The following is a 25186-nucleotide window of genomic DNA, read 5'->3' as shown; positions in this document are numbered from 1 at the left end:
CATGGCCGACAGCTATATCGATCCGACACGCGAAGCATTTGACCTGTTCAAACAGCTTCCGCGCGATGAACCCATCAACATGCTCAATCTACTGCGCTTTAATGAAAATGCCGTCTATCCCGAAGATCACCCGAATGCAGGTCAGGGTTGGAGCGGCGCGCGGGCCTATGAAGAATATGGAAAAACTAGCGGTCCTATTTTCCAGCGTGTAGGCGGAAAGATTATTTGGCGTGGCAAAATGGAGGTCATGGTAACCGGGCCGCAGGAAAATCAGTGGGACTCCGTATTCATTGCTTACTATCCCAATAGCGCCGCGTTTCTGGAAATGGTGACCGACCCCGACTATCGCAAAGCCGTCATAAACCGCCAGGCTGCCGTGCAGACCAGTCGGCTTATTCGTTTTAAGCCACTTGAAGGCGACGACACGACCTTCGGTTAAAAGAGGTTGAGTTGTCCGCTCACATTGGGCGGCGTAAACAGGTCGCTTCGTACCGACCATTTAGACGAACCCAATCCGTGTCTGCTTTTGGCGATACGCATCCGCGCCCGGATCAATTCCGCCCAAGAACCTGACCCGCGCATACGGCTAAAAAAAGCGGGATCATTATCTTTGCCGCCGCGCAAGTCACGGATGATGTTCATGACCTTTGATGCGCGATCCGGGAAATGGGTGTCGAGCCACTTGCGGAACAGGGGTGCCACTTCGTGCGGTAACCGGATCGGTATCCAGGATACGCTTTGTGCGCCATATTCCGCAGCAGCCGCCACGAGCGCTTCAATTTCGGTGTCGGTAATCCCTGGAATAATTGGCGCTATGTTCACATGAACATATATACCCGCATCTGCGAGAAGCCGTACTGCTTCGAGCCGCTTTTGCGGAGTCGATGCCCTGGGCTCCAATATTCGGGCAAGTTTCCCGTCCAACGTTGTCACCGATAACGCAACACCAGTCAGATTGTCTTTCGCCAAATCGGCGAGTAGCGGAATGTCTTCCACAACCTTGGCCGATTTTGTGGTTATCACAATCGGATGCCGTGTTTCGACCATGACCTCCAATATCTGGCGCGTGATCCGGTATGTCCGCTCGATGGGTTGGTACGGATCAGTATTTGTTCCAATAGCTATTGGGGCAGGGCGATAGCCCTGTTTGGCGAGCGTCTTGCGCAGTAATGAGGCTGCTTGTGGCTTTGCAAATAGCCGGCTTTCAAAATCCAACCCAGGCGACAGATCGTGAAACGCATGGCTTGGCCTAGCATAACAGTAGATGCATCCATGTTCGCAGCCACGATAGGCGTTCACCGAACGATCAAAGGGTATATCCGGCGATGCGTTGAAACTGAGGATGGATTTGGGATGTTCTTCGGTAACGGTAGTGCGCAAGCGTGGAACGCCACCGTCCTGCCACTCCCGTTCGTCGAGCCAATCGCCATCCGGTTGTCGGTCCGGTAAGTTGAACCTGACGGGAACCCGGTTTTCACCTGCGCCTCTGCCGGAGACAGGACTAGAAGATATGGGCTTTGACACTCCGCTGTCATGGCAGAATGCATAGAACAAATAAAGAACAAATAGCGCGAATTTTTAAATTTCGCGCAACCTCGGCATTAGTTCCACAAAATTGCATGGCCGGTGGCGGCTGTCGAGTTGATGGACCAAAATCTGGTCCCAGCCATCTTTAACCGCGCCATTGGAACCAGGCAGCGCGAAGATGTAGGTGCCTCGTGCCAAGACCGCACAGGCCCGCGATTGAACTGTAGACGTTCCGATCGAGGCGAAACTGAGCCAGCGAAATAGTTCGCCAAAGCCCGGTATATCTTTCGACTTTACGCGATCCAGCGCCTCAGGCGTAACGTCGCGCCCTGTAAGCCCGGTTCCCCCGGTCGAGATGACAACATCGATGCGGTCATCATCGATCCAGTTGTGCAAACGAGCGGTCAATAGTGCGACATCATCGCGCAGGATCGCGCGTTCAACAATTTTGTGTCCAGCGGCTGTGATGCGCTCGGCCAAAATGTTTCCGCTTGTATCGTCTTCTGTTGTGCGGGTGTCCGATACCGTCAACAACGCAATGTTGACTGGTTTGAAAAGCCGGCTTTCATCGAGAGGCAATGGAGCCTCCCGTCATACGCCGGGCCAGAACATTGCCATTACCATCCGGAAAATTCGGCCAGAGATATTGGGCTAGACCTTTGAGGCTTCCGGATGCCTTGTTTTCGCGCATTTCGTAAATCCAGTAGTTGCGCAAAATAATCGCAACATAACCGCGCGTCTCCCAATAGGGGATGGATTCAACGAAAAGCAGCGGATCGCCATTGTCACGTATCTCCATATTCCAACGGGCGAGCGGCGTTGGCCCGGCATTATAGGCTGCGATTACCTTGGGCAGTAAGCCGCCTGTCGAGGGCATGTCGCGCAGTTTTTCGAGATAAGATTGCCCATATTCCAGATTGACCGAAGGACGGTCGAGTTCCGAAGCAACAAAGCTATTGCCGCGTGCGCGCGCGATGTCTTGCGCAGTTCCGAGACGAACTTGCATCAATCCCCGTGCACCTGCCGGGCTTACGACATCGGTTCGGAACGTGGATTCCTGAAGAGCATGGGCATAGACGAGTGAAGGCGTCACGCGCCAGCCACCTGTTGGCTCCCAATTGGGCATAGGATAGCGGGCCATCGCATTGCTTTGGTCGCGTGACGGGCCGTAATGTCCCATCCAATATTGGGTTGATGCCAGATTGAGCGAACCGGCGAGTTGCGCAAGATTGGCATGTTGGCGAGCATCGCCGATTTTCGCCTGATGCCGAAGGGCTTCATCCGCCAGCTTGGTTTGGCCGACTTCGGTAAGTGCCACGGCAAGGAGGGCATTTTGCTGGTCTTTGAGGGCATTCCAGTCGAGTTTGGAAATCTTAGCTGCTTTCCTGGCGATGGGCTCCATCCCGAGGGATTCGCTCGCCAACAGGCCGTAAAAAGTTTCTGGCAATTTAGCGGCATATTGCATGCGCGGCTGAACCTGTTGTGGCTGTTTTGCCGCCATGGCCGCCCGCGCACTCCAAAAAAGTCCAGCGGCTTTCAGATCATCGTTCGAGGCTAGCCGTGCGACGCTGTCAAAAGCTTCAAAGGCCGCGGCATAATCTTTGAGCCTCCAGGATGCCAAGCCATAAGCCCATGACGCTTGTGTCGCCCACTCACCTCCGGCAGCGCGTGCGACACCAGCAAGGCGTTTGGCCGACTGGTCATCATTTTCGATATAGTAGGACCACGCCACGCGGTAGCGCAATTCTGTCAGCGCATCGGTTGTGAGATCGTTTGCCTTGCTTTCCAATATCCGTTCGGCGGACGCAGGATCATCATTCTTGATAAAAACCTGCAGTTCGCTGCGCAAGGAATCGCTGGCTGCATTCGCGGGAAGGTCCCTCTTGGGTGCTCCACCGAGCCAAGAGAAACGGCGAATCCCGGGGCGATCCGGCAAGGCGTCCGCTCCCCGCTTTTTCGCCATCGCAGCCAGTTGTTCAGCCTGCGGCAAATACGGTGCGCTTTGCAATAGTGCTTGTAAGCGTTCGGCGTCGACCTTCGGACTGTTGGGAGCCAGATAATATTCAGCCCGTGCCATTGCGGCCATCGGACCTTGCGGCGCTTTATCGATCAGCTTTTCGGCTTCGTCCCATTTCTGGGCTTTGATAGCTTGATAAATAGCAGTGAAGGCTTGTCTCTCACTGCTGTTTAAAACGGTCGGGGCTGGCTGAGCGGAAACGATCGCACGAAAGCCTTCACTCGTATTCGCGTGAGCAGCGGATAAAGGAATTAGCGTCGTTGCAAAAATTGCCAGTCGGATTTTTTTCACACTTGGGACCTTTTTGCGAACATCTGCAAATCCCGCCACGCCTGCGCTTTCAAGGCAGGTCTTGCGATAAGGGTCCGCGGATGAAATGTCGTCAGTACCGGCAAGGTGATGCCGCCATGGTTAATATTTCCTAAATTTTGCCGGGCTTTCATCAGTTCTTCGCCGAGCAGAGCATAACTTGCCGTTGAACCGAGCAGGATGACCGACTTCGGTCTCACAAGCTGAAGCTGATGCAGCATGAACTTGGCCAGGCCCGCAAATTCGGTTTCCGGAATTTCACCGGTTGATGGTCGCGTCGTCGCGAGAATGGCCCAATGGCATTTATCAATATCTACGCCGATGGCATGCATCATACGCCTCAGTAATTGCCCGTTGGCGCCGTTCAGCAGCGAGCCTAGATCCAAATCATCCGGATCCGGTACATCGGACACAATCATCACATCCGGGTGGGAAGGACCAACGGAAGGCATATATCTGGAGCCAAAACTGTTGCCCGGCAATGGAGCGCCGGAGACAACCTTCTGTCGCACGCCTTCGATATCATTCGGCCATTCAATAGCTGGTTCGCTTGGCGCAGCTTTAGCGACGACTTGAGTGGCCTGCGTCGGGGGCTGCTGGTTCCCAACAGATTCGTTGCGTGCCCCGACCTCCAGCCAGTTAACCGGCAATTCGTCTACCGCACTGTCTACACCCGCTAGTTTCCACCACCCATTAAGCGATTCAAACATGCGGGATGCGTTAAATTGCCCCTGTTGCTCCATATTTCCCTTCAGTCACCGGTTGACGGCGGGGTCAATTGCTTGGCATGGCAATATTCCACAAGCTGTTCGGTAATCAGGATGGCCTGAATAGATGATGGGGTAAAGGAAAAAGGCGATGAGTGAACGGGAATCGATGCCTTATGACGTGGTCATAGTCGGGGCAGGGCCAGCGGGTCTTTCCGCAGCGATCAGGATAAAGCAGAAATCCCCCGATACCAGCGTTTGCATCCTGGAAAAAGGTTCCGAAGTCGGCGCTCATATCCTGTCTGGTGCCGTCATTGACCCCAAGGCTTTGGACGAACTAATTCCGGATTGGCGCGATCAAGGCTGCCCTCTTGCCGAAGTGCCGGTTAACGATAACCAGCATTGGGTGATGACCAAAACGGGCAAGTTCAATGTGCCGCACTTCCTGACTCCGGGGTTCATGCATAACAAGGGGACCTATACCGGTTCGCTCGGCAATCTTTGCCGTTGGCTGGCAGGGCAAGCCGAAAATATGGGCGTGGAAATCTTCCCGGGATTTTCGGCCGCCGAAATCCTCTACAATGATGATGGATCGGTTAAGGGCGTGGCCACCGGTGACATGGGCATCGCCCGTGATGGTAGCCACAAGGCCGATTATATGCCGGGCATGGAATTGCATGCGAAATATACGTTTTTTGCTGAAGGTGTGCGGGGGCATCTAACGAAGCAACTAAAGCCGAAATTTGCGCTTGATGCCAATTCGGACCCGCAGGTTTACGGCATCGGGATCAAGGAACTGTGGGACATCCCGCCTGAGCAGCATCATGCGGGCCGTGTCATCCACAGTCAGGGCTGGCCCCTGAGCGACGCCAATGGCGGAGCGTTTCTATATCATCAGGCGAATAATCAGGTCGCATTGGGCTTTGTTGTCTGGCTGAATTATTCCAATCCCTATCTGTCGCCATTTGAAGAACTACAGCGCTGGAAAACCCACCCGGAGATTAAGAAGATCCTGACAGGTGGAAAGCGTGTTTCCTATGGCGCACGCGCGATCAGCGACGGCGGCTTCCAGTCAGTACCAAAGCTGACATTCCCGGGCGGCGCATTGATCGGATGCACCGCGGGTTTCCTGAACGTGCCCCGCATCAAGGGTACGCATACCTCGATGAAATCCGGCATGCTGGCGGCCGATGCTGCGATTGAGGCGTTATCGGCAGGACGGGAGCATGACGAACTTGTTGCCTATCAGAGCGGTTATGAAAATAGCTGGATCTACAAGGAATTGAGCATTGTGCGTAACGTTCTCCCGCTGGTAGAAAAATATGGCAATTTCTGGGGAACGATGTTGTCGGGCATGAATATGTGGCTCGAGAATTTCGGGATCAAAATGCCGTTTACGATGAAGCATCATCCCGATCACAAAGCGTTGAAAAAGAAGGCTGCGGCTACACCTATTGAATATCCCAAGCCCGATGGTGTGTTCAGTTTTGACCGGCTGTCATCCGTATTTTTGTCAAACACTAACCATGCAGAAGATCAGCCGGTGCACTTGCAGGTCAAGAACCTTGAACTGCAAAAGAGCAGCGAATTTGACGAATTTGCAGGACCTTCAACACGTTATTGCCCCGCGGGCGTTTATGAGTGGATCGAAGAAGCCGGAAAAGAACCGCGCTACCAGATCAATTCACAAAATTGCGTCCATTGCAAAACCTGCGACATCAAAGACCCGAACCAGAATATCAATTGGGTATCTCCGGAGGGTGGCGGTGGGCCAAATTATCCAAATATGTAAAACTTCGCTGGGCGTCGCATTATTGGCTTTGCCAATCGTCGCCCAGGCGAAAACCGAAAGTTTCGCCGACCAATATGTCGCGGCGCGTGTTGCCGAAATCGGGGAGCAGGATCGCCTTGCGGTGCAAGGCTATCTTAAGCTTCAGGCGCGAATTCCCGAAAGCGATATTCTCGCAGACCGTCTGTTTGACGCCTCTATTCGTGCAGGTGATATGCCGGCGGCCGTCCGGGCGGCGCGAGCGCGGTCGCTGGCCAAACAAGGGACTGCAGAAACCGCGCTCTTGTTATTTGCCGATGCGTGGCGGCAACGTAATCATGATATGGCGGATTTGGCAGCCGACGAGTTGGCTTCGCGCGGAAGTCTGGCGTTCATGTCGCCTGTATTGAAGCAGTGGGTATTGATCCGGCGGGGTGATGCGCCGGAATTTGCCGAAGTCGACCCTGCGGTAAATGGCGTGCTTGCCTATTATTCAACCGATCAGCGTATCTATTTTGATCTGGCAACAGGTCGATTGGCGAAAGCAAAGCTGGGATTGCGGTCAATCGCATCTCAGTCCGGCGATTATGTCCGCAACGTCCTGTTGGCAGGTGCGGAAACCTTGTCGGGACCCAAGGGTGATCCGGTCTTCGCGCAAGCCCTCATGCGCGCAGCCGCTGGCTCTTCTGCCATGACGCCATCAGCGCCCAAAACAGGGACGGCGCTGTCGCCAGACATCGGTCTTGCTGCTTTCTATGCCCGCATATCCGCAGCTCTGGCCGAACAGAACCAGCCAGAAGAAGGGCTTGTGTTGGCGCGCATCGCGACATGGCTGGCCCCGGATCGTGCGGAAATGAAATTGGCGCTTACGCATGCTTTACATGCCAATGGATTGTTGTCTGAGGCATTGCAGTTGCTCGCAACCGTTCCGGTCGAATCGCCTCTATATTTTTCAGCGTTTGAAAAGCGCGTCGATTACTTGATCGGTGCGGGCCAGGTCGAAAATGCTCTCAGCCTGACCAAATCGGAAATGGATCGGAACCCGAAATCGGTTGCCACACAATTGCTGCGCGCGCGCGCGTTGCAGGCACAAGGAAGCACGGCGGAGGTCGTTTCGATTTATAGGTCGATGACGCAGTCCGATGATTTTGCCGCGTTACCACCGCGCCAACAAGCCAGTTACCGGCTGCTGCTCGCCTCTGCGCTGGATCAGGCAAATGATTGGCCTGCAGCGAAAGTTGAACTGGAAAAGCTTCTGATTGCCGACCCCAATAATGCGCAAGGATTGAATTATCTGGGGTATGCCTTGCTGGAACGGGGCGGAGACAAGGCAAAGGCCTTTACGCTGGTGAAGCGCGCCTATGAAATCAATCCGGATTCGAGCGCGATTATCGATTCGCTTGGTTGGGCCTATTATCTTCAGGGAAATACGGCACTGGCACTTCCGTTGCTCGAAAAGGCGGCAAAAGCGGCAGGACCGGACATTGCGATCAATGAACATCTCGGGGATGTATATTGGGCGGTCGGCCGTCGCCGCGACGCCCGCTATGCGTGGCGGATTGCAAGCTACGGCACGGAAGGTGAAACCGCGGAACGGCTGTCGCGCAAAATTGACATTGGATTGAATGGGCGCAAGCCATAATGGGGACTTCCCATGCGACGGCATTTGCCAAGATAAATTTGGCGCTGCATGTCCGTAAACGGCGTGCGGATGGCTATCATGAACTGGAAACGGTTTTTGCGTTTCTGGATCAGGGCGACTCCCTTTGGATGGAGCCGTCAGAGCAGTTCTCACTCGATCTTGAAGGGCCATTTGGACGCAATCTGGCCGACGAAGATTATGAGACTAATCTGATCTATCGTGCAGCGAAACTGCATCGCAATGGAGTAGTGCCGCCTGTGGCCTTCCGGTTGAACAAAAGGCTACCCATTGCTGCCGGATTGGGCGGAGGGTCAGCAGATGCCGCCGCGGCACTTCGGCTTTTGAACGACAAGTGTGAAGTACCGCTAAGTACAGATGAGCTGCATGCGATCGCTGCCCAATTGGGGGCAGATGTGCCGGCCTGTATCGACAGTCTGCCCGTCGTTGGCCGCGGAACAGGCACGTTGCTTGAACCAATCGAGAATGATGTCAGCGGATTGCACTGTCTGCTCGTAAATCCCAATATCTCCGTGGCTACCGGACCAGTATTCAAGGCCTGGGATGGTGTCGACCGCGGACCGATGCCGGAGGGTTCAGCGCGATCCATATTGCAGGATGGACGAAACGATCTTGAGCCGATGGCGCTGAAAATCTGTCCGCAAATCGGAATTATCTTGCAGGAACTTAGAGAAGCTAAGCCGCTTGTCGCGCGTATGTCCGGATCGGGCGCGACCTGCTTCGGGCTATTTGATGATGCCGAAACCCTTCAGCGTTCCGCTGCTGAAGTTGCTAGTCGGCATCCCGACTGGTGGACAATGACAGGACGTTTGCGATGAGCGAACTGCCTTTTCGGATATTGGGTCAACCCGAACGAAACCGTCTTCTAATTATCGGGGACCACGCGTCCAATCATGTTCCGCACGACGTCGATCTCGGAATCGCGGCGCCGGAGCTAAGACGACATATCGCCTGGGACATCGGCGTTGCCGAAGTGGCAGAGCTCATCGTTTCCCATTACCCGTGCGCCGCATTTCTGGGGAATGTATCGCGCTTGGTCACGGACCTTAACCGGTATCCCACTGATACCGATGTTGTACCTGCGCAAAGCGATGGCCTTGTCATTCCAGGAAATGATTTGTCGCCCGAGAAGAGAGACGAGCGGATTTGGCGGCATTTTACGCCTTATCATGACCGACTATCATCAATTTTACAGGAACAGCGTCCGGCGCTGATATTGTCGCTACACAGCTTTACGCCGTCGTTGGCTAGTCGTCCTGAGGAACTCCGTCCGTGGGAGGTCGGGGTATTGTATAATGAAACTGAACTACCCTCCAAACATGCGATCGCATTTCTGGAAGCGGCCGGCATCTGCGTCGGTGATCAATTGCCCTATTCTGGCAAGGTTTTGAATGCGACGATGAACCGGCATGCGGAAGCCAATGGCATACCCTATATCGGTATCGAACTACGCCAGAACGAGGTGAACCATCCATCAGGGCAGGAAAGATTCGCACGCGTTCTGATCGAAATGTGCCATTATGTTTCAGAAAAGCTTGGCTTGGGGCTGCAAAAGCCATAGAGGCGCGCCTGTATCAGGAGTTCAAAATGCCGCATCAATTTGACAAATCGAAATTGCCCAGCCGTCATGTCTCGGTAGGGCCCGAGCGCGCGCCGCACCGCAGCTATTATTATGCCATGGGTCTGACCGCGGAGGAAATCGCGCGTCCGTTCGTTGGCGTCGTTTCTGCAGGCAATGATAGTGCGCCATGCAACACAACACTTGATGCGCAGGCGGATATCGCCCGCAAGGGTGTCGAGCAGGGCGGGGGTATGCCCCGCCGGTTTAACACGATCACCGTCACCGACGGCATTGCGATGGGCCATCAGGGTATGAAGTCGTCCTTGATCAGCCGCGAAGTCATCGCGGATTCGGTCGAGCTTTCCGTTCGCGGTCATTGCTACGACGCGCTGGTGGGTTTTGCAGGCTGCGACAAATCGCTTCCCGGCATGATGATGGCCATGTTGCGGCTGAATGTGCCATCCATCTTTGTCTATGGCGGCTCCATCCTTCCCGGGCGCTACCGGGACAAGGACGTCACAGTAAAAGACGTTTTTGAGGTCGTCGGAAAATATGCAGCCGGTGCTTGTCCCTTATCCGAGGTCGAGGAACTGGAGCGTGTTGCTTGCCCAGGGCATGGCGCATGTGGAGGGCAGTATACGGCCAACACAATGGCATGCGTAGGGGAGGCGATTGGCCTTTCTTTGCCCAATAGCAACATGGCCCCCGCACCTTACTCAACCCGCGACCAAATTGCCCATGCCGCTGGCGTGCAGGTTATGGACTTGCTCGCCAAAAATATCCGGCCGCGCGATATCTGCACACGTGAAGCGTTCGTAAACGCGGCGCGCATTGTTGCGGCGACGGGCGGTTCGACAAATGGTGCTCTTCATCTGCCCGCTATGGCGCATGAGGCTGGTATTTCGTTTGACCTGTTTGACGTCGCCGAGATTTTCAAGACCACACCTTATATGGCCGACCTGCAACCGGGCGGCCAGTTTGTAGCGCGTGATATGTATGATGCAGGCGGCGTGTATATGCTGATGAAATCGCTGCTCGATGAAGGGTTGCTGCACGGCGAATGCATGACGGTGACCGGCAAGACGCTTGGCGAAAATATCGCCGAGATTACATGGAACCCGAGCCAGAAGGTGATCTACCCCGCCAATGCTCCTATCACGCCAACCGGCGGGGTTGTAGGTCTGCGTGGATCGCTGGCACCTGAAGGTGCGATTGTGAAGGTCGCAGGGATGGAGCGCCTTAAATTCACCGGGCCTGCGCAGGTTTTCGATTGCGAGGAAGATTGCTTCGCAGCCGTGGAAGCGCGCCAGATACGTGAAGGCTCCGTCATCGTGATCCGCTACGAAGGACCAAAGGGCGGTCCCGGCATGCGCGAGATGCTGTCGACGACGGCTGCGCTCTACGGGCAGGGCATGGGTGAAAAAGTTGCCCTGATTACAGATGGACGTTTCTCAGGGGCTACCCGTGGTTTCTGCATCGGCCATGTTGGGCCTGAAGCTGCCGACTGTGGTCCCATTGCCCTTATTGAAGATGGCGATGAAATCGTGATCGACGCAGATTTGGGTGTCATTGATCTGAACGTAGCGCCAGAAATCCTCGAAGAGCGCCGCAAAAACTGGAAGCCACGGTCAACAGACTACGCATCCGGCGCTTTGTGGCGCTATGCCCAGAATGTTGGCCCTGCATATCAGGGTGCCGTGACACATCCGGGCGGCAGCGCAGAGACCCATGTTTATGCAGACATTTAAGTCGGCACTATTCCTGGCCGTGGCCCTTACACTCGCCGCCTGTAACGGCGGCGATGACCTTAGTCAGGCTGAACGCGAGGCCGCCGAGCAGGCCGCCCAAGCCGGCAAAGTCGAATGCGCCCTTGCAGGTTCCGATTCTTTCGAGCGTGTTTGCACGACCGAGCAGATCGTGAGCGATGAAGGTAAGATACTCGTTATCCGTCATCCGGACGGTGGCTTCCGCCGTTTTGATATTTTGACCGATGGCCGGGGGCTTGCCCCTGCGGACGGGTTTGATGAGACACGTATTACGCTGCTGGATAGCGGGATGATCGAGGTGCGCTCTGGCGACGACAAATACCGGCTTCCTGCACTGATAAAGGGAACTGAAGCCAGTCAGGATAAAGACGCAGGTTGATTGCCGACGCCTTCACGGGCATGGGGCGCTATGACCGTTAGCGAAGAAATTATCAGAGTAGCTGCACGTGGCGATGGCGTGACCGCCGATGGCCGTTATGTCGCGCATGCCGCACCGGGCGATATACTTGATCCCATGGGTGGATTGATCCATGGACCACATCATGCCACGCCGCCGTGCCAGCATTTTCCGTTATGCGGCGGATGCCAGTTGCAGCATCTCGACGAAGAAAGTCTCCGGACATTTATTGCGGATAGGGTGTCGCATGCCCTTGCCACGCAGCAAGTCGATATCGGCGAAATAATGCCGGTTCATCTGTCACCGCCCTCGACGCGGCGTCGCGTTGCTGTGCGATCGGCATGGGCCGGAAAACAACTGCAGCTCGGATTCAGTACGGAAAAAAGCCATCGTATCATTGACCTGCGCCAGTGTGACGTCATGGCGCCGCAGTTGTTTGCGCTGCTCAAGCCACTGCGGGAATTGCTTGCCCCCCGGCTGAACCGTGCGCGGCAAGTCCAGATCAAGTTGGCCATTGTTGACCAGGGTATCGATGTGCTCATCGAAAACTGGATCGCAAATGACCTTGATACACATGAGGCGCTTTCAGAATTTGCTAAGGCAAACGGTCTCGCCCGTGTGTCGCTCGATGAAGGTTATGGCCCGGTGCCTTTCTGGGAACCTGAGCCCGTTACCGTTACTTTAGGCGGCGTCGCTGTCGCCTATCCACCTTATGGGTTTCTGCAAGCGACGCCGGATGGAGAAACGACACTGATTGCGGCCGTCCATCACGTTGTCGGCGCAAAGAACATCATCGCGGATCTGTTTGCCGGCTTGGGGACATTTGCGCTTTCATTCGATGCCCGCCGAAAAATATATGCGGGCGAAGCTGATCGTGAAGCAATTGCGGGCTTGAAAGCAGCTGCGGGTCGGGCGGGTAGATCGGTGTTTGCCGAACACCGCGATCTGTTCCGGAGACCGTTGAGCAATGAGGAGTTGAACAAATTCGAGGCTGTAATCCTCGATCCTCCGCGTGCGGGTGCCAAAGAGCAGGTTGCCCAATTAGCGGCCTCAAAGGTTCCCGACATAGCTTATGTAAGCTGCAATCCTGCGAGCTTTGCACGCGACGCCAAAACCTTGGTGTCTGCCGGATATGGATTGCAGCGGATTTGGCCCGTGGGACAATTCCGCTGGTCAACCCATATCGAGCTTGTTGGCCATTTCAGCCGGTCAGCCTGACTTAATGCAGCAAGACTGCCATCGCGGCATGTGTCACCAGCATCATCAGCGCCAAAGTAGACAACACAAATAGCAGGAACCGCACGACAACGCGGTTGACCAATATCTGCACCAAGCTGTGCGCAACGCGTAAGCCGACATAAGCCCAGGCGATGGTTGCGTTCAGGCCGTCACCCTGTCCTATGAACGCAAGGACAATAGATATCGCGTAAAAGACTGTGGGAGCCTCATGAAGATGGTTGTAGTTATCGGCCACCCAAGATGCCTTGACCTCGCCCTTTGCGGTCAAATCGCTTCGAAGGCCGCCACCTGTAGACCCGACCATGTTCACGCCGTCGATACCTGCGCGGTTCATGGCAGGGATTCGCGTTGCGTACATCCATATCCAGACAATCATTGTCCATACGGCCAGCGCGACCACTGGTTCTAAAATTGCACTTGTCATTGTTTCCCCCCCCTAAATGGTTGCGAGTACAGCGTGCACCGCCAGAAACAGCAGGCACAATGTTGATGCTAAAAAGATCGCAAAACGGACCATCACCTTGTTTACCGTCGATTGATAGACGGAATGGATGATGCGTAAGATCACATAAGCCCATGCCATGATGACGGTGACCGGCGTGGCAGTGCCCGTCAAAAACAGGATGAAAACAGTCGGATAGAATATTGTCGGCTGTTCCATCAAATGTGCATAGTTATGCGACTTCCATGCGGCCGACGGGGGAAGCTTGGGGTCAATATCCTGACCGCGGAGCCCTGGTGCCACAGGCTCTGAATTGCCGAGCTTTGCGGCCGCGCTGAATCGCGCATAGGCCAGCCAGAACAACATGATCAACGACCATAGAACCAACACCGCAGCCGGTGTTAATATTGACATGTCCATAGATTTCCCTCCTCAATTACGAACATTGAGGAGGGTGCGTCACAGCCATTCAATTGTCAATTGCAACCTATTTTTTGGAGGCCCGAGCTTGGCGGTTTGTAAGGCCGACATCATTGGCAGCCGACCTGGAATAAAGAGTTGCCATAGGCTCATCTTCTACCACCACGGTTTCGGTTTCTCCAAAGCCGTTGAATTCTGTACGCATGGCACAACCATAAGCACCCAGCATGCCGACTTCGATATAGTCGCCCGCCTGAATGTCATCAGGGAGGACGAAAGGTCCTGCCATATGGTCCATGTCGTCGCATGTGGGGCCATAGAAGCTGAACTCTGCCATCTGCGTACCGATCGAGGTATCCGAACGCTGCAATTGGACAGGGAAGCGCCAGCCAACATGGGCGGCGTCAAACAGCGAGCCATATGCACCGTCATTGATGTAAAGCTCACTTCCGCGACGCTTTTCCACGCGCACCAACAGTGAAGCATATTCAGCGCACAAAGCCCGACCCGGTTCACACCATAATTCAGCCGAATAGCTGATGGGAAGATCTTCGAATGCGTCGTGGATGACGTCAAAATAGGATTCGAGCGGGGGAGGCTCCATGCCCGGATACACGGAGGGGAACCCGCCCCCTACGTCGACGATATCGACCGTTACGGATGCCTGCACAATTGCCGCGCGCACGTGCTCCATCGCCTCGGAAAAAGCCGCGGGGGTCATGGCTTGGCTACCAACGTGGAAGCAAATGCCGAGCGCATCCGCAACCTGACGGGTTGCGACAAGCAGGTCAGCGACTTCCGACGGATCAGCGCCAAATTTGGAAGCAAGACTCAGCTTGGCATGTTCGGACGAAACGCGGATACGAACGCACAATTCCAGGTCTGTTGCGCCATTGGTGGCCCGAACGATCTTTTCGAGCTCGTCATGGCTGTCGAGGCTGAATGTCCGCACGCCATGGTTGTGGTACGCCTGCGCAATGGCACGCTCCGACTTCACGGGATGCATGAAGCAGAGTTTAGCGTCGGGCAGGAATTTGTTCACCAAGCGGACTTCGCCCAGCGATGCGACATCAAAATGGGTGATGCCGGCATTCCACAGCAACTCAAGGAGCGCAGGTGAGGGATTGGCCTTTACCGCATAGAGCGACTTCCCCTGAAACTTCTCAACGAAGAAACGGGCAGCGCGCGTTGCAGCGTGCGGGCGAAGGAGCGTGATTGGTTCGTCCGGGCGAAGCGCGCGGACTACAGCAAGTGCGTCAGTGTTCTCGTACAACTCAAGGGACCCCCAAAAAATAAACGGAAACAACAAGGCTGCCTTGCGGTTATTGGAAGTCCCCCTGGGGCAGCGGATGAGCGCATTATGAAAAACAGGGGGGGTTGTAAAGCGATTCGTGTAGTTTTTTAGCTGAGCCGGTCCCGGAACTCGGTCCAATCGAATTGCTTGACGCATTTCAGCTCGTCTGTCGCGCTGTTCCAGAGCCAGATGGAGGGCAAAGGTACGCCATTGAAGGTGTTTGTCTTCACCATGGAATAATGCGCCTGATCAAGGAAGGCGAACCGTGCTCCGGGTTCAGCAGATACGGGCAGACGGTAATCGCCGATGATATCGCCTGCCAAACAGGACGGGCCGCCAAGGCGGATCGCAGGGCCGTCATCCCGTTCGCCAAGCATCGCCGGGCGATAGGGCGCTTCGATGACATCGGGCATGTGGCATGTGGCGCTGATGTCCGTAATCCCGACGCCTATACCATTTTCAAACACGTCGAGCAGTTCGCCGACCAATATCCCTGCATCTAGGGCAATTGCTTCACCAGGCTCCAAATAAATGTCGAGGCCGGTTTCGGCCCGAACCGATTGTAGGAAAGTGATCAATTCCTCGCGCTGATAATCCGCACGGGTGATGTGGTGGCCGCCGCCGAAATTAAGCCATTTGATCTGGCTGAAATAGGGCGCGATCTTCGGCTTCAGGGCATCCCATGTCCGTTTGAGTGGAGTAAAATCCTGTTCGCACAGCGTGTGAAAATGCAGGCCGGACACGCCTTGGAGATGTTCCGCGTTCAACTGACTGACAGGAAAACCGAGGCGTGAGCCAGGAGAGCAAGGGTCATATTTGGCGACCTCGCCCTCGGCATGTTCGGGGTTGATTCGCAAACCGACATCGGTGCTGTCGTTCAGGAAAGAGGCAAAGCGGCGGTGCTGGTTCGGACTGTTGAAGATCACATGGTCCGAGATGTCGACAATCTCCGCCATGTCGGCTTCTTTATAGCCCGCGCAATAGGTCGCAATTTCGCCGCGATATTTCTCACTCGCCAAACGCGCTTCCCATAGGCCGCTCGTACAGACACCGTCGAGATATTCGGCGATCACCGGGGCGAGTTCCCACATGGAGAACGCCTTCATGGCAGCCAAAATCTTGGCTCCCGATCGCGCCTTCACATCGGCCAGAATAGCAAGATTCCGCCGGATCGCCATTTCGTCCACGACAAAGGCGGGCGATGGCACCCGATGTAGGTCGAAATGCGCAAAAGCACCGGGATCGCCCGCTTTGGTCTCCATTAGAACTGCAAAGGTCCGTCGAGTTCCTTCACCTGCCAAGGCAAGCCATGAGCGTTCAGCATGTCCATGAAGGGATCGGGATCGAACTGTTCCATGTTCCAGACACCCGCGCCTGACCATTTACCAGTCACCAGCATCGCTGCGCCAATCATGGCGGGGACGCCTGTCGTATAGCTGACGGCCTGGTTGCCGGTCTCGGCATAGGCGTCTTCATGGTCGCAGATATTGTAGATGTAGAGCGTCTTTTCCTGGCCATCCTTGCCAAGGCCGGTCGCAATGCAACCGATATTGGTCTTGCCTTTGGTCGTTGGACCAAGGCTGGCAGGCTCAGGCAAAACTGCCTTCAAAAACTGCAACGGAATGATTTCCTTGCCTTCATACATCACGGGGTCAATCCGCGTCATACCCACGGCCTGAAGCACATTGAGATGTGTGATGTAAGCATCGCCGAAGGTCATCCAGAACCGGATGCGCTTGATTTCGGGCAAATGGGTTTTGAGGCTTTCGATTTCCTCATGATACATGAGGTACATGTTTTTGGGGCCGACCGCCTCGAAATCAAAGCTCTGCTTTACGGCCATGGGCGGGGTTTCGACCCACTCACCATTTTCCCAGTGCCGCGCAACCGCCGTTACTTCGCGGATGTTGATTTCCGGATTGAAATTGGTGGCAAAGGCCTGGCCGTGATCACCGCCATTGCAATCCAAAATGTCGAGCGTGTCGATCCGGTCGAAATGATGCTTTTTCAGATAGGTGGTGAACACGCTGGTCACCCCAGGGTCGAAACCGGACCCGAGCAGCGCGGTCAGGCCTGCGTCTTTGAAGCGGTCCTGATAGGCCCATTGCCAATGATATTCGAACTTGGCGACATCCAAAGGTTCGTAATTGGCGGTGTCCATATAATGCACACCAGCCGCAAGGCAGGCCTCCATGATGTTGAGATCCTGATACGGCAGGGCGAGGTTCACTACCAAGGCAGGCTTGATATTGTTCAGCAGCGCGGTGGTTGCCGCGATGTCATCCGCATCCAATCCATAGGTATCGATGACAACACCGGTGCGGGTCTTTACCGAATCCGCAATTGCATCGCACTTCGATTTGGTGCGGCTCGCAAGGCTGATATGGCTGAAAATTTCGGGGTTCATTGCCATCTTGTGGACCGCTACCGAACCAACGCCGCCTGCGCCAATTACCAACACCTTGCTCATTCGCCCGTTCCTTTTATCAGGGATTCGTTAGCGCACGCATATAGGGGCCTTTTATGACAGAACAAGAATTGCTCTCGCCAAATCGCAAGCCAACCCATGCGGGTGTCCAGCGTGCAATGGATAAAGTGGCTGCAATCCTGCCGCAAACGCCACTTTTGCCGCTGGAGGTCGATGGTGTAACGATATGGTGTAAAGCCGAGATGCTCCAGCCGATCGGTGCCTTTAAGATTCGCGGTGCATGGCATCGTTTGACGGATTTGACGGACGATCAGCGTCGCAAAGGCGTGGTCGGCGTTTCCAGTGGAAACCATGCGCAAGGTTTGGCCTGGGCTGCAAAGCGCTTGGGTGTCGCGGCGACCATTGTCATGCCGTCCAACGCTCCTAAGATGAAATTGGCCGCCACGCGCGCATTAGGCGCATCGGTCGTGCTTTATGACCGCGCAACCGAGTCCCGCGACGCCGTTGCCTCCGAACTAATCGACCGCAATGGTGGGACATTGGTGCATGCCTTTGGCGATCCGTGGGTTATCGAAGGGCAGGGCAGCGCAGGATTGGAAATCGCCGCCCAATTGCGTGCCATAGGCCTAGATGGTCCTGACCAGATTGTTGCCTGCTGCGGTGGCGGCGGTCTTGCCGCCGGGCTTTCCTTGGCGTGCCCCGATACGGAGATGGTAATTGTAGAGCCGGAAGGTTGGGATGATATCATCCGTTCCTTGGAAGCCGGCAAGATACTACCCGTCGAGGACCTGACCTATCCAACGCAATGCGACGCACTGCAAACGCCGCAGACATATCCGATCAACTTTGAAGTCCTTCAGCGCCGGGTTTCGAAGGGTGTGTCGGTTTCCACACAAGAGGTCGCGGCCGCCATGCGTCTGGCATTTGAAAAACTGCACCTTGTGGTCGAACCCGGGGGTGCCGTTGCGTTGGCTGCTGTTTTGGCTGGAAAGGTATCGCTAAAGCCCGTCACCGCCGTGACACTGTCCGGCGGGAATGTGGATCGCGAAACCTTTATTCAGATGATCGGCTAGGCCGCCTGCGCGATACGCAATTCAAAGCGTTCCCAGATTTCCACCAAGGCATCGGTCAACTCGCGCATCATGGTTTCATCATGCTGTGGACCCGGTGTAAAACGCAGACGCTCGGTACCGCGCGGCACCGTCGGGTAATTGATCGGCTGAACATAGACGCCATATTCCGCCAGCAAGGTGTCGCTGATTTTCTTTGCCTTGACCGGGTCACCGACCATCAACGGGACGATGTGCGTGTTGCTCATCATCACCGGAAGGCCTGCATCGGCAAATAGAGTTTTCAGCATGGCCGCATTTGCTTGCTGGGCATCACGCTCTTCGCTGGACGCTTTCAGATGTTTTACGGCCGCTAATACACCAGCAACCAAAACAGGTGAAAGCGACGTGGTGAAGATGAAGCCTGGTGCGTAGCTGCGGATGACATCGACGATTTTCTGGTCGGCGGCGATATAACCACCCATCACGCCAAAGGCCTTGCCCAATGTGCCTTCGATGATGGTAACGCGGTCCGCTACCCCGTCGCGCTCGGTAATGCCGCCGCCGCGTGCGCCATACATGCCAACGGCATGGACTTCGTCACAATAGGTGAGGGCGTTATACTTGTCGGCCAAATCGCAGATGGCTTCGATAGGGGCAACGTCGCCATCCATCGAATAGACGCTTTCAAAAGCGATCAGTTTCGGCGCTTCGGGATCGTCGGCGGCCAACAGCTCTTCAAGATGAGCCAGATCATTATGGCGCCACACGCGCTTTTCGCATCCTGCATTGCGGATACCGGCAATCATCGATGCGTGATTGAGTTCGTCGGAATAGATAATGCAGCCCGGCAAAACCTTCGCCAAGGTCGACAAGGTCGCGTCGTTCGACACATAGCCCGAGGTGAACAGCAACGCGCTGCCCTTGCCGTGCAGGTCGGCGAGTTCCTGTTCCAATTCGATATGGTAGTGGGTGTTGCCGCCGATATTCCGTGTGCCGCCCGATCCGGCACCTACGTCGTGCAAAGCCTCTTCCATTGCGGTAATCACCTTAGGGTGCTGACCCATGCAGAGATAGTCATTGGAGCACCATACGGTGATTGGCTTGGGGCCATTATGTCCGGCAAAGCAGCGCGCATTCGGATAAGCGCCTTTATTGCGCAGAATGTCTATGAAAACGCGATAGCGGCCCTCGGCATGGAGACGATCGATAGCTTTTTCGAAAACAGCATCATAATTCACGGAACATAACCCCGATTTGCACTGCCGCGGCAGCATTTAGTCGCCCATAATCGCCGAAAATCCAAAAATCCAGCGCGAACGACTTGCAATAACGGTCGTTCTGATAGTCGCAATGCGAAATTATCGCTCACAGTGATTTGATCTGCGTCAAACCATAGGAATGTAACGCAGTTTGCAGACCCTCCACATCTGCCAACGATCCTGTGGTGACGAAAACACCTTCGGAAGACTCGGCGGGCCACTCCTGTCCTGCGGTCAAATAGCGTATCCGGCGCGCAATTCCGGCGGAGCCATCCACGAAACGCATTCGTGGGCATGCCGCAGACAGTTCGTCCTGGACCAGTGGAAAGTGGGTGCAGCCCAAAGCAGTGACATCCAAACGGTCACCGTCGGGAAGCAGCGTCAGACCCTGCATCGCCCGGGAAAAAATGGAAGGATCCGGAGCTTCGCCCCGTAACTTGCTTTCCGCCGCATGCACCAACTCAGGCGCGGCATGACGCAGCAGGGTCATTCCGGGCGCATGTGCCGTTTGCAACCGGTCAACATAGGCCTGCCTTATGGTTGCGGCTGTCCCCAGCAGCCCGATAACTCCCGTACGCGTTGATTCTGCTGCTGGTTTGATTGCCGGAACCGTACCCACGACTGGAACATCCAACGCGGCGCGGACATGGGATAGTGCGATCGTGCAGGCGGTGTTGCAGGCGATGGTGACTAGTCGTGGCCTGTATCGTTCAACCAGTCGTCCCAGCAGTGCTGGTACACGCGCCATAATTTCGGCTTCACTTTTGGTTCCATAGGGTAAACCGGCATAATCGGCGGCATATACAATCGGCGCAGTCGGCAGACTTTTCCGCACAGCCTGAAGCACCGACAGGCCGCCAATCCCGGAATCAAAAAATAATAACGGGGCGTCTGTGTCGATTGCAGGCATTAAAGTGTGTTATCGAGGGCAAGAGATTAAGGCAACCCATGCTCCCTTGAGCCGGCAGAACAAAACAGCTACATAATACAGTAAGTTAGAGGATTCGGCACATGACAGCCTTTTGGCTCAATATGATATTTGCGTTGGGTTTGGGCTATGGGCTTGGTTCCATTCCTTTCGGGCTTTTGCTGACCAAAGCAGCCGGTGGAGGCGATATCCGGTCCATCGGTTCGGGTAATATCGGCGCGACCAATGTGCTTCGGACAGGCCGAAAGGGCCTAGCCGCCCTGACTTTGCTTCTGGATTTACTCAAAGGCTTTGCCGCGGTGTGGATTGCCGGGCACTTTTTCCCAGGCGCCGAACTGGCTGCGGCCGCGGGGGCATTTTTTGGTCACCTCTACCCTGTTTGGCTCAAATTCAAGGGCGGCAAGGGCGTCGCCACCTACGCAGGTATCATGTTCGGCCTGTTCTGGCAGGGAGGGGTCGTTTACGCGATTACATGGATTGGAGCATTGCTCATCTTCCGAATATCATCGGTAGGTGGGTTGCTCGCTGCCTTGATGGCGCCAGTCGCGGCCGCTTATTTTGAACGTTACGACCTGGTTCCGCTTCTGTGCGCATGCACATTGATCATATTCTGGAAACATCAGGCAAATATCAGTAATTTGATCAACGGAACAGAACCCAAGATCGGTAAAAGCAAAGACTGATCTTGTCCTATGCCGTTTGGCGAAGAAACCATTGATAAACTGCGCCTGATCCGCACTCCGCACATAGGACCTGTATCGTACCGGCAGCTTATGGCCCGGGTCGGCAGTGCCAGGGCGGCGCTGGACGCGTTACCCGACCTGGTTATGCGTGGCGGAGGCAAACAACTGAAAGTTGCAAGCCGTGAATCGGTCGAAACGGAGATGAAGGCGGTTGCGACCTTGGGTGCCCGTTATCTGTTTATGGATGATGCAGACTATCCTCAGTGGTTGTTGCATATCGATAATGCTCCGCCGGTTTTGACAATCAAGGGCAGAATGGAACTGCTGGATCATCCTTTGGTGGCGATGGTGGGGGCACGTAATGCCTCGGCGGGTGCGTGCAGATTTTCACGGACGCTTGCATATGATCTGGGGCAGGGCGGGATAATGGTCGTTTCGGGATTAGCCCGCGGGATAGACACCGCGGCGCATATCGGGTCGCTGGATAGCGGGACGGTCGCGGTGATCGCAGGCGGAATGGATATCTATTACCCTCCGGAAAACCGGGAATTGCAGGGGGCTATCGCAGACCGTGGACTGTTAATTGCAGAACAGCCGCCGGGCACCGAACCACGTGCCCGGCATTTTCCATATCGTAATCGCATAATCGCCGGTTTAGCCAAAGCTACGGTCGTGGTCGAAGCCGCCCCGAAGTCGGGCTCACTGATCACGGCGCGGTTGGCAGCGGAAGCAGGGCGGGAGGTCATGGCTGTTCCAGGTTCGCCACTCGACCCCCGATCACAGGGCTGTAACCAGCTGATACGGGAAGGCGCGACCTTGGTGCAGAACGCGTCCGAGATTGCGGAGCTTCTTGGTCCGATTGATTCCCGCATGGCATTTCCGGCCTCGCCCCCGCAACCGATGCAGCTTTCCTTTGAAGGTGAAAGCGAACCGGCACGACGGGCGATCACGGACCTATTGGGTATGAGTTATGTTGCTGTGGATGAACTCGTCCGTCAGTCTGGCGGAAGCCAGGCCGTGGTCCAGACCGTTTTGCTCGAACTAGAATTGTCTGGACGATTGGAACGTGGAGCGGGTGGAAAAGTGCGTTTGACAGCATGAATTTTTTGGCTTGACGGCACAGTGTTAACCCCATCAGCCTATACGCGTACGCGAGAGATTTTGGAAAAGTTCATATTATCATGCAATTAGTCATCGTTGAATCACCTGCAAAAGCCAAGACAATCGAGAAGTATCTGGGCCCTGGCTACAAGGTGCTTGCTTCCTATGGACATATTCGGGATCTGCCGCCGAAAGATGGATCGGTTGACCCGGACAACGGCTTTGAAATGCTGTGGGACAATTATGCCGACAAGGCGAAGCAGTTAAAGGCGATCACCGATGAAGCCAAAAAAGCGGACGGCCTGATACTCGCAACTGACCCCGATCGCGAAGGTGAAGCCATCAGTTGGCATGTTCAGGAAGTGTTGGCGAAGAAAAAGGCGCTTCCCAAAAATGTAGGGCGCGTGACGTTCAACGCCATTACCAAGGCGGCAGTCACCGAAGCCATGGCGCGCCCGCGCGAACTCGATATCGACCTGATCGACGCCTATCGCGCCCGACGCGCGCTTGATTATCTGGTCGGCTTCACGCTTTCACCCGTGTTATGGCGCAAACTGCCCGGCGCAAAATCCGCCGGTCGTGTGCAGTCCGTTGCGCTCCGCCTTATTGTTGAACGTGACCGGGAAATAGAGGCTTTTCGTCCGCAGGAATATTGGTCGGTTAAGGCCAATATGGAGCATAAGGGCCAGAAATTCGAAGCCCGTTTAACTCGGCATCTGGGCGTAAAGCTCGACAAGATGGATTTGAAAACAGAAAGCGATGCAGAGGTAGCGCGTCTGGCAGTAGAGACGGGTAATTTCCGGATCGAGACCGTCGAAACGAAGCCGGTAACCCGCAACCCACAACCTCCGTTCACAACGTCTACCTTACAGCAAGAAGCTGCGCGGAAGCTTGGCTTCTCCGCAAGTCACACCATGCGCATTGCGCAGGGTCTCTACGAAGATGGCGCCATCACCTATATGCGGACCGACGGTGTGCAGATGGACGGCAGCGCCATTTCGGCGGCCCGAAAAACAATCTCTGATCGTTTCGACAGCGGTTATCTTCCGGAAAAACCACGCATCTACCAAACCAAGGCCAAAAATGCCCAGGAAGCGCACGAAGCGATCCGGCCGACTGACTTTTCGAAAGACAAGGCCGGGTCGGGGGATCATGGCCGTCTTTATGACCTGATCTACAAACGTGCGATGGCGAGCCAGATGGCGTCAGCACGCTTGGAACGCACTACCGTGGATATGCTGGACGGCACTGGACAAACCGGACTGCGCGCGACGGGCCAGGTGATGAAATTCCCCGGATTTCTTGCTGTTTATGAAGAAGGTCTGGACGATAGCGAGGGCGAAGACAGCGCGATTTTGCCGCCGATGACTGCAGGTGATGCGCCAGCAAAACATGCCGTCGAAAAGACCCAGCATTTCACTCAACCCCCGCCCCGTTTCTCCGAAGCGACCTTGGTCAAGCGGTTGGAAGAGCTCGGTATTGGTCGGCCTTCAACCTATGCGTCGACCATTCAGGTATTGAAAGACCGGGCCTATGTCCGTGTCGAGAAAAACCGTTTCTTTGCAGAGGAATCGGGGCGTCTTCTCACGGCATTTCTGGAACGGTTTTTCGAACGCTACGTCGCCTATGATTACACGGCGGGGCTGGAAGACCAGCTGGACGACATCAGTGGGGGACGGGCCCAGTGGCAGGCATTTCTGGAAACGTTCTGGCGTGATTTCAAGCCCAAGACCGTCGAGGTGATGGACCAGAAGCCGTCGGATATTACCGCTGAACTCGACAAATTCCTGTCCCCCTATCTCTTCCCGGAACGCGAAGACGGCAGTGATCCACGCCTATGTCCAAAGTGCGGTGAAGGACGCCTTGCATTGCGCGGCGGTAAGTTCGGCGCTTTTGTGGCGTGCTCCAACTATCCGGATTGCAAATATACACGGAAATTCGCGCAACCTGGCGGCGAAAATGGCGAGGATACCGGTCCCGAAGTCCTCGGTGTTCATCCGGAAACCCAGTTGGAAGTTAGCCGCAAGTCAGGTCGTTTTGGCCCTTATGTGGAAATTGGAGAAGGAAAAGAGGCCAAACGCGCTTCGATCCCCAAGGATGTGCCTGCAGAAGATTTTGGTTTGGAGTGGGCCGTTAAACTGCTTTCGCTTCCACGCACAGTCGGGCTTCATCCTGAGAGCGGAGAGCCGGTTACGGCGTCCATTGGACGCTATGGCCCCTATCTTGCGCACGCCGGTAAATATGCGCGTTTAACGTCGACCGCCGAAGTGTTCGAGACAGGCATGAACAGCGCAGTCGTCAAATTGGCAGAGGCGGCTGCGAACCCCGGGCGTGGTCGCGGTGCAGCGCGGGCTCCCTTGAAGGAACTGGGCAAGCACCCGCGTACGGAAGCTGAAATAAAGCTGATGGAAGGTCGCTTCGGTCCCTATGTCACCGACGGAACGACCAACGCGACACTGCCCAAATCAATTGCACCCGATGCCCTAACTTTGGAAGAAGCCGCGCAACTCATTGATACGCGCGCCGCCATGCCGTCGAAGGGCAAGCCTAAAAAGAAAGCCGCGCCGAAGAAAAAGGCACCGGCCAAAAAAGCAAAGAAAGCTGCGGCCAAGGCGGAGTGAATTGGAG

The 25186-nt window shown here is 55.3% G+C and carries 23 protein-coding genes; 12 read left to right on the top strand and 11 right to left on the bottom strand.

Annotation, left to right across the window (positions count from 1 at the left end; genetic code table 11):
* Position 1: 1 nt before the first annotated feature.
* On the top strand, positions 2 to 439 hold the full coding sequence (locus tag EUU25_RS04130) for a DUF1330 domain-containing protein (RefSeq protein WP_158898552.1): 438 nt from the start codon (positions 2 to 4) through the stop codon (positions 437 to 439).
* Here EUU25_RS04130 and EUU25_RS04125 read toward each other — a convergent pair.
* Genes EUU25_RS04125 through EUU25_RS04110 form a run of 4 tightly spaced genes read right to left on the bottom strand, consistent with a single transcriptional unit; the run spans position 436 to position 4563 of the window.
* A complete protein-coding gene (locus tag EUU25_RS04125; RefSeq protein WP_425505200.1) occupies positions 436 to 1524 on the bottom strand; it encodes a PA0069 family radical SAM protein in 1089 nt (362 codons plus the stop codon). The genes EUU25_RS04130 and EUU25_RS04125 overlap by 4 nt on opposite strands.
* Positions 1525 to 1578: 54 nt before the next feature.
* On the bottom strand, positions 1579 to 2106 hold the full coding sequence (gene moaB / locus EUU25_RS04120; RefSeq protein WP_158898550.1) for a molybdenum cofactor biosynthesis protein B: 528 nt from the start codon (positions 2104 to 2106) through the stop codon (positions 1579 to 1581).
* Positions 2093 to 3835: a lytic transglycosylase domain-containing protein gene (locus tag EUU25_RS04115; protein WP_158898548.1), complete on the bottom strand. Its 1743-nt coding sequence runs from the start codon at positions 3833 to 3835 to the stop codon at positions 2093 to 2095. The genes moaB and EUU25_RS04115 overlap by 14 nt, the downstream gene beginning before the upstream one ends.
* Positions 3832 to 4563, bottom strand: coding sequence for a uracil-DNA glycosylase family protein (locus EUU25_RS04110; protein WP_158898546.1), 732 nt, complete (start codon positions 4561 to 4563; stop codon positions 3832 to 3834). Before EUU25_RS04110 ends, EUU25_RS04115 begins: the two co-directional genes overlap by 4 nt.
* A 148-nt stretch (positions 4564 to 4711) precedes the next feature.
* Between EUU25_RS04110 and EUU25_RS04105 the strand changes: the two genes are divergently transcribed.
* From EUU25_RS04105 to EUU25_RS04075, 7 genes are read left to right on the top strand one after another with little or no spacing between them, the layout of a single operon-like run.
* Complete coding sequence (locus EUU25_RS04105; protein ID WP_158898544.1) at positions 4712 to 6352, top strand: electron transfer flavoprotein-ubiquinone oxidoreductase; 1641 nt, start codon at positions 4712 to 4714, stop codon at positions 6350 to 6352.
* Between the two features lie 22 nt (positions 6353 to 6374).
* The gene (locus tag EUU25_RS04100; RefSeq protein WP_158898542.1) at positions 6375 to 7970 is read left to right on the top strand and encodes a tetratricopeptide repeat protein; all 1596 of its coding nucleotides are present in this window, start codon (positions 6375 to 6377) and stop codon (positions 7968 to 7970) included.
* Positions 7970 to 8806 carry a 4-(cytidine 5'-diphospho)-2-C-methyl-D-erythritol kinase gene (locus EUU25_RS04095; protein ID WP_158898540.1) on the top strand — a complete coding sequence of 279 codons (837 nt, stop codon included), beginning with the start codon at positions 7970 to 7972 and terminating at the stop codon, positions 8804 to 8806. The genes EUU25_RS04100 and EUU25_RS04095 overlap by 1 nt, the downstream gene beginning before the upstream one ends.
* Positions 8803 to 9549: an N-formylglutamate amidohydrolase gene (locus EUU25_RS04090; protein WP_158898538.1), complete on the top strand. Its 747-nt coding sequence runs from the start codon at positions 8803 to 8805 to the stop codon at positions 9547 to 9549. Before EUU25_RS04095 ends, EUU25_RS04090 begins: the two co-directional genes overlap by 4 nt.
* A gap of 26 nt (positions 9550 to 9575) precedes the next feature.
* The gene (gene ilvD / locus EUU25_RS04085; RefSeq protein ID WP_158898536.1) at positions 9576 to 11297 is read left to right on the top strand and encodes a dihydroxy-acid dehydratase; all 1722 of its coding nucleotides are present in this window, start codon (positions 9576 to 9578) and stop codon (positions 11295 to 11297) included.
* On the top strand, positions 11284 to 11694 hold the full coding sequence (locus tag EUU25_RS04080; protein WP_158898534.1) for a hypothetical protein: 411 nt from the start codon (positions 11284 to 11286) through the stop codon (positions 11692 to 11694). The genes ilvD and EUU25_RS04080 overlap by 14 nt, the downstream gene beginning before the upstream one ends.
* Positions 11695 to 11724: 30 nt before the next feature.
* Positions 11725 to 12930, top strand: coding sequence for a class I SAM-dependent RNA methyltransferase (locus EUU25_RS04075; protein WP_158898532.1), 1206 nt, complete (start codon positions 11725 to 11727; stop codon positions 12928 to 12930).
* A gap of 1 nt (position 12931) precedes the next feature.
* Here EUU25_RS04075 and EUU25_RS04070 read toward each other — a convergent pair whose 3' ends face one another.
* The 5 genes from EUU25_RS04070 to EUU25_RS04050 form a co-directional block, all read right to left on the bottom strand.
* Complete coding sequence (locus EUU25_RS04070; protein ID WP_158898530.1) at positions 12932 to 13375, bottom strand: MAPEG family protein; 444 nt, start codon at positions 13373 to 13375, stop codon at positions 12932 to 12934.
* A gap of 12 nt (positions 13376 to 13387) precedes the next feature.
* Entirely contained in the window at positions 13388 to 13813 is a 426-nt protein-coding gene (locus EUU25_RS04065) for an MAPEG family protein (protein WP_158898528.1), read from the bottom strand.
* A 67-nt stretch (positions 13814 to 13880) separates the two neighbouring features.
* Positions 13881 to 15086: a type III PLP-dependent enzyme gene (locus tag EUU25_RS04060; protein WP_158898526.1), complete on the bottom strand. Its 1206-nt coding sequence runs from the start codon at positions 15084 to 15086 to the stop codon at positions 13881 to 13883.
* Between the two features lie 128 nt (positions 15087 to 15214).
* A complete protein-coding gene (locus EUU25_RS04055; RefSeq protein ID WP_158898524.1) occupies positions 15215 to 16369 on the bottom strand; it encodes a carboxynorspermidine decarboxylase in 1155 nt (384 codons plus the stop codon).
* Complete coding sequence (locus tag EUU25_RS04050) at positions 16369 to 17577, bottom strand: saccharopine dehydrogenase family protein (protein WP_158898522.1); 1209 nt, start codon at positions 17575 to 17577, stop codon at positions 16369 to 16371. The genes EUU25_RS04055 and EUU25_RS04050 overlap by 1 nt, the downstream gene beginning before the upstream one ends.
* Before the next feature lie 53 nt (positions 17578 to 17630).
* On the opposite strand from EUU25_RS04050, the gene EUU25_RS04045 reads away from it, so the two are divergent.
* Positions 17631 to 18608 carry a threonine ammonia-lyase gene (locus EUU25_RS04045; RefSeq protein ID WP_158898520.1) on the top strand — a complete coding sequence of 326 codons (978 nt, stop codon included), beginning with the start codon at positions 17631 to 17633 and terminating at the stop codon, positions 18606 to 18608.
* Here EUU25_RS04045 and hemA read toward each other — a convergent pair.
* A complete protein-coding gene (hemA, locus tag EUU25_RS04040) occupies positions 18605 to 19825 on the bottom strand; it encodes a 5-aminolevulinate synthase (protein ID WP_281347004.1) in 1221 nt (406 codons plus the stop codon). The genes EUU25_RS04045 and hemA overlap by 4 nt on opposite strands.
* A gap of 127 nt (positions 19826 to 19952) precedes the next feature.
* Positions 19953 to 20756 carry a glutamate racemase gene (gene murI, locus EUU25_RS04035; protein ID WP_158898516.1) on the bottom strand — a complete coding sequence of 268 codons (804 nt, stop codon included), beginning with the start codon at positions 20754 to 20756 and terminating at the stop codon, positions 19953 to 19955.
* A gap of 101 nt (positions 20757 to 20857) precedes the next feature.
* Here murI and plsY point away from each other — a divergent pair, with 101 nt between their 5' ends.
* The 3 genes from plsY to topA all read left to right on the top strand — a co-directional run bounded on the left by plsY (position 20858) and on the right by topA (position 25179).
* Positions 20858 to 21457 (top strand): glycerol-3-phosphate 1-O-acyltransferase PlsY, encoded by a 600-nt coding sequence (gene plsY, locus EUU25_RS04030; protein ID WP_158898514.1) that lies wholly within the window; start codon positions 20858 to 20860, stop codon positions 21455 to 21457.
* A gap of 9 nt (positions 21458 to 21466) precedes the next feature.
* Entirely contained in the window at positions 21467 to 22558 is a 1092-nt protein-coding gene (gene dprA, locus EUU25_RS04025; RefSeq protein WP_158898512.1) for a DNA-processing protein DprA, read from the top strand.
* Between the two features lie 80 nt (positions 22559 to 22638).
* Positions 22639 to 25179: a type I DNA topoisomerase gene (gene topA / locus EUU25_RS04020; RefSeq protein ID WP_158898510.1), complete on the top strand. Its 2541-nt coding sequence runs from the start codon at positions 22639 to 22641 to the stop codon at positions 25177 to 25179.
* Positions 25180 to 25186 lie beyond the last annotated feature (7 nt).

Origin of the sequence: Sphingorhabdus lacus (genome assembly GCF_009768975.1) — a bacterium.
GTDB classification, from domain to species: domain Bacteria; phylum Pseudomonadota; class Alphaproteobacteria; order Sphingomonadales; family Sphingomonadaceae; genus Sphingorhabdus_B; species Sphingorhabdus_B lacus.
This window is presented reverse-complemented; position numbering and strand designations above follow the sequence as displayed.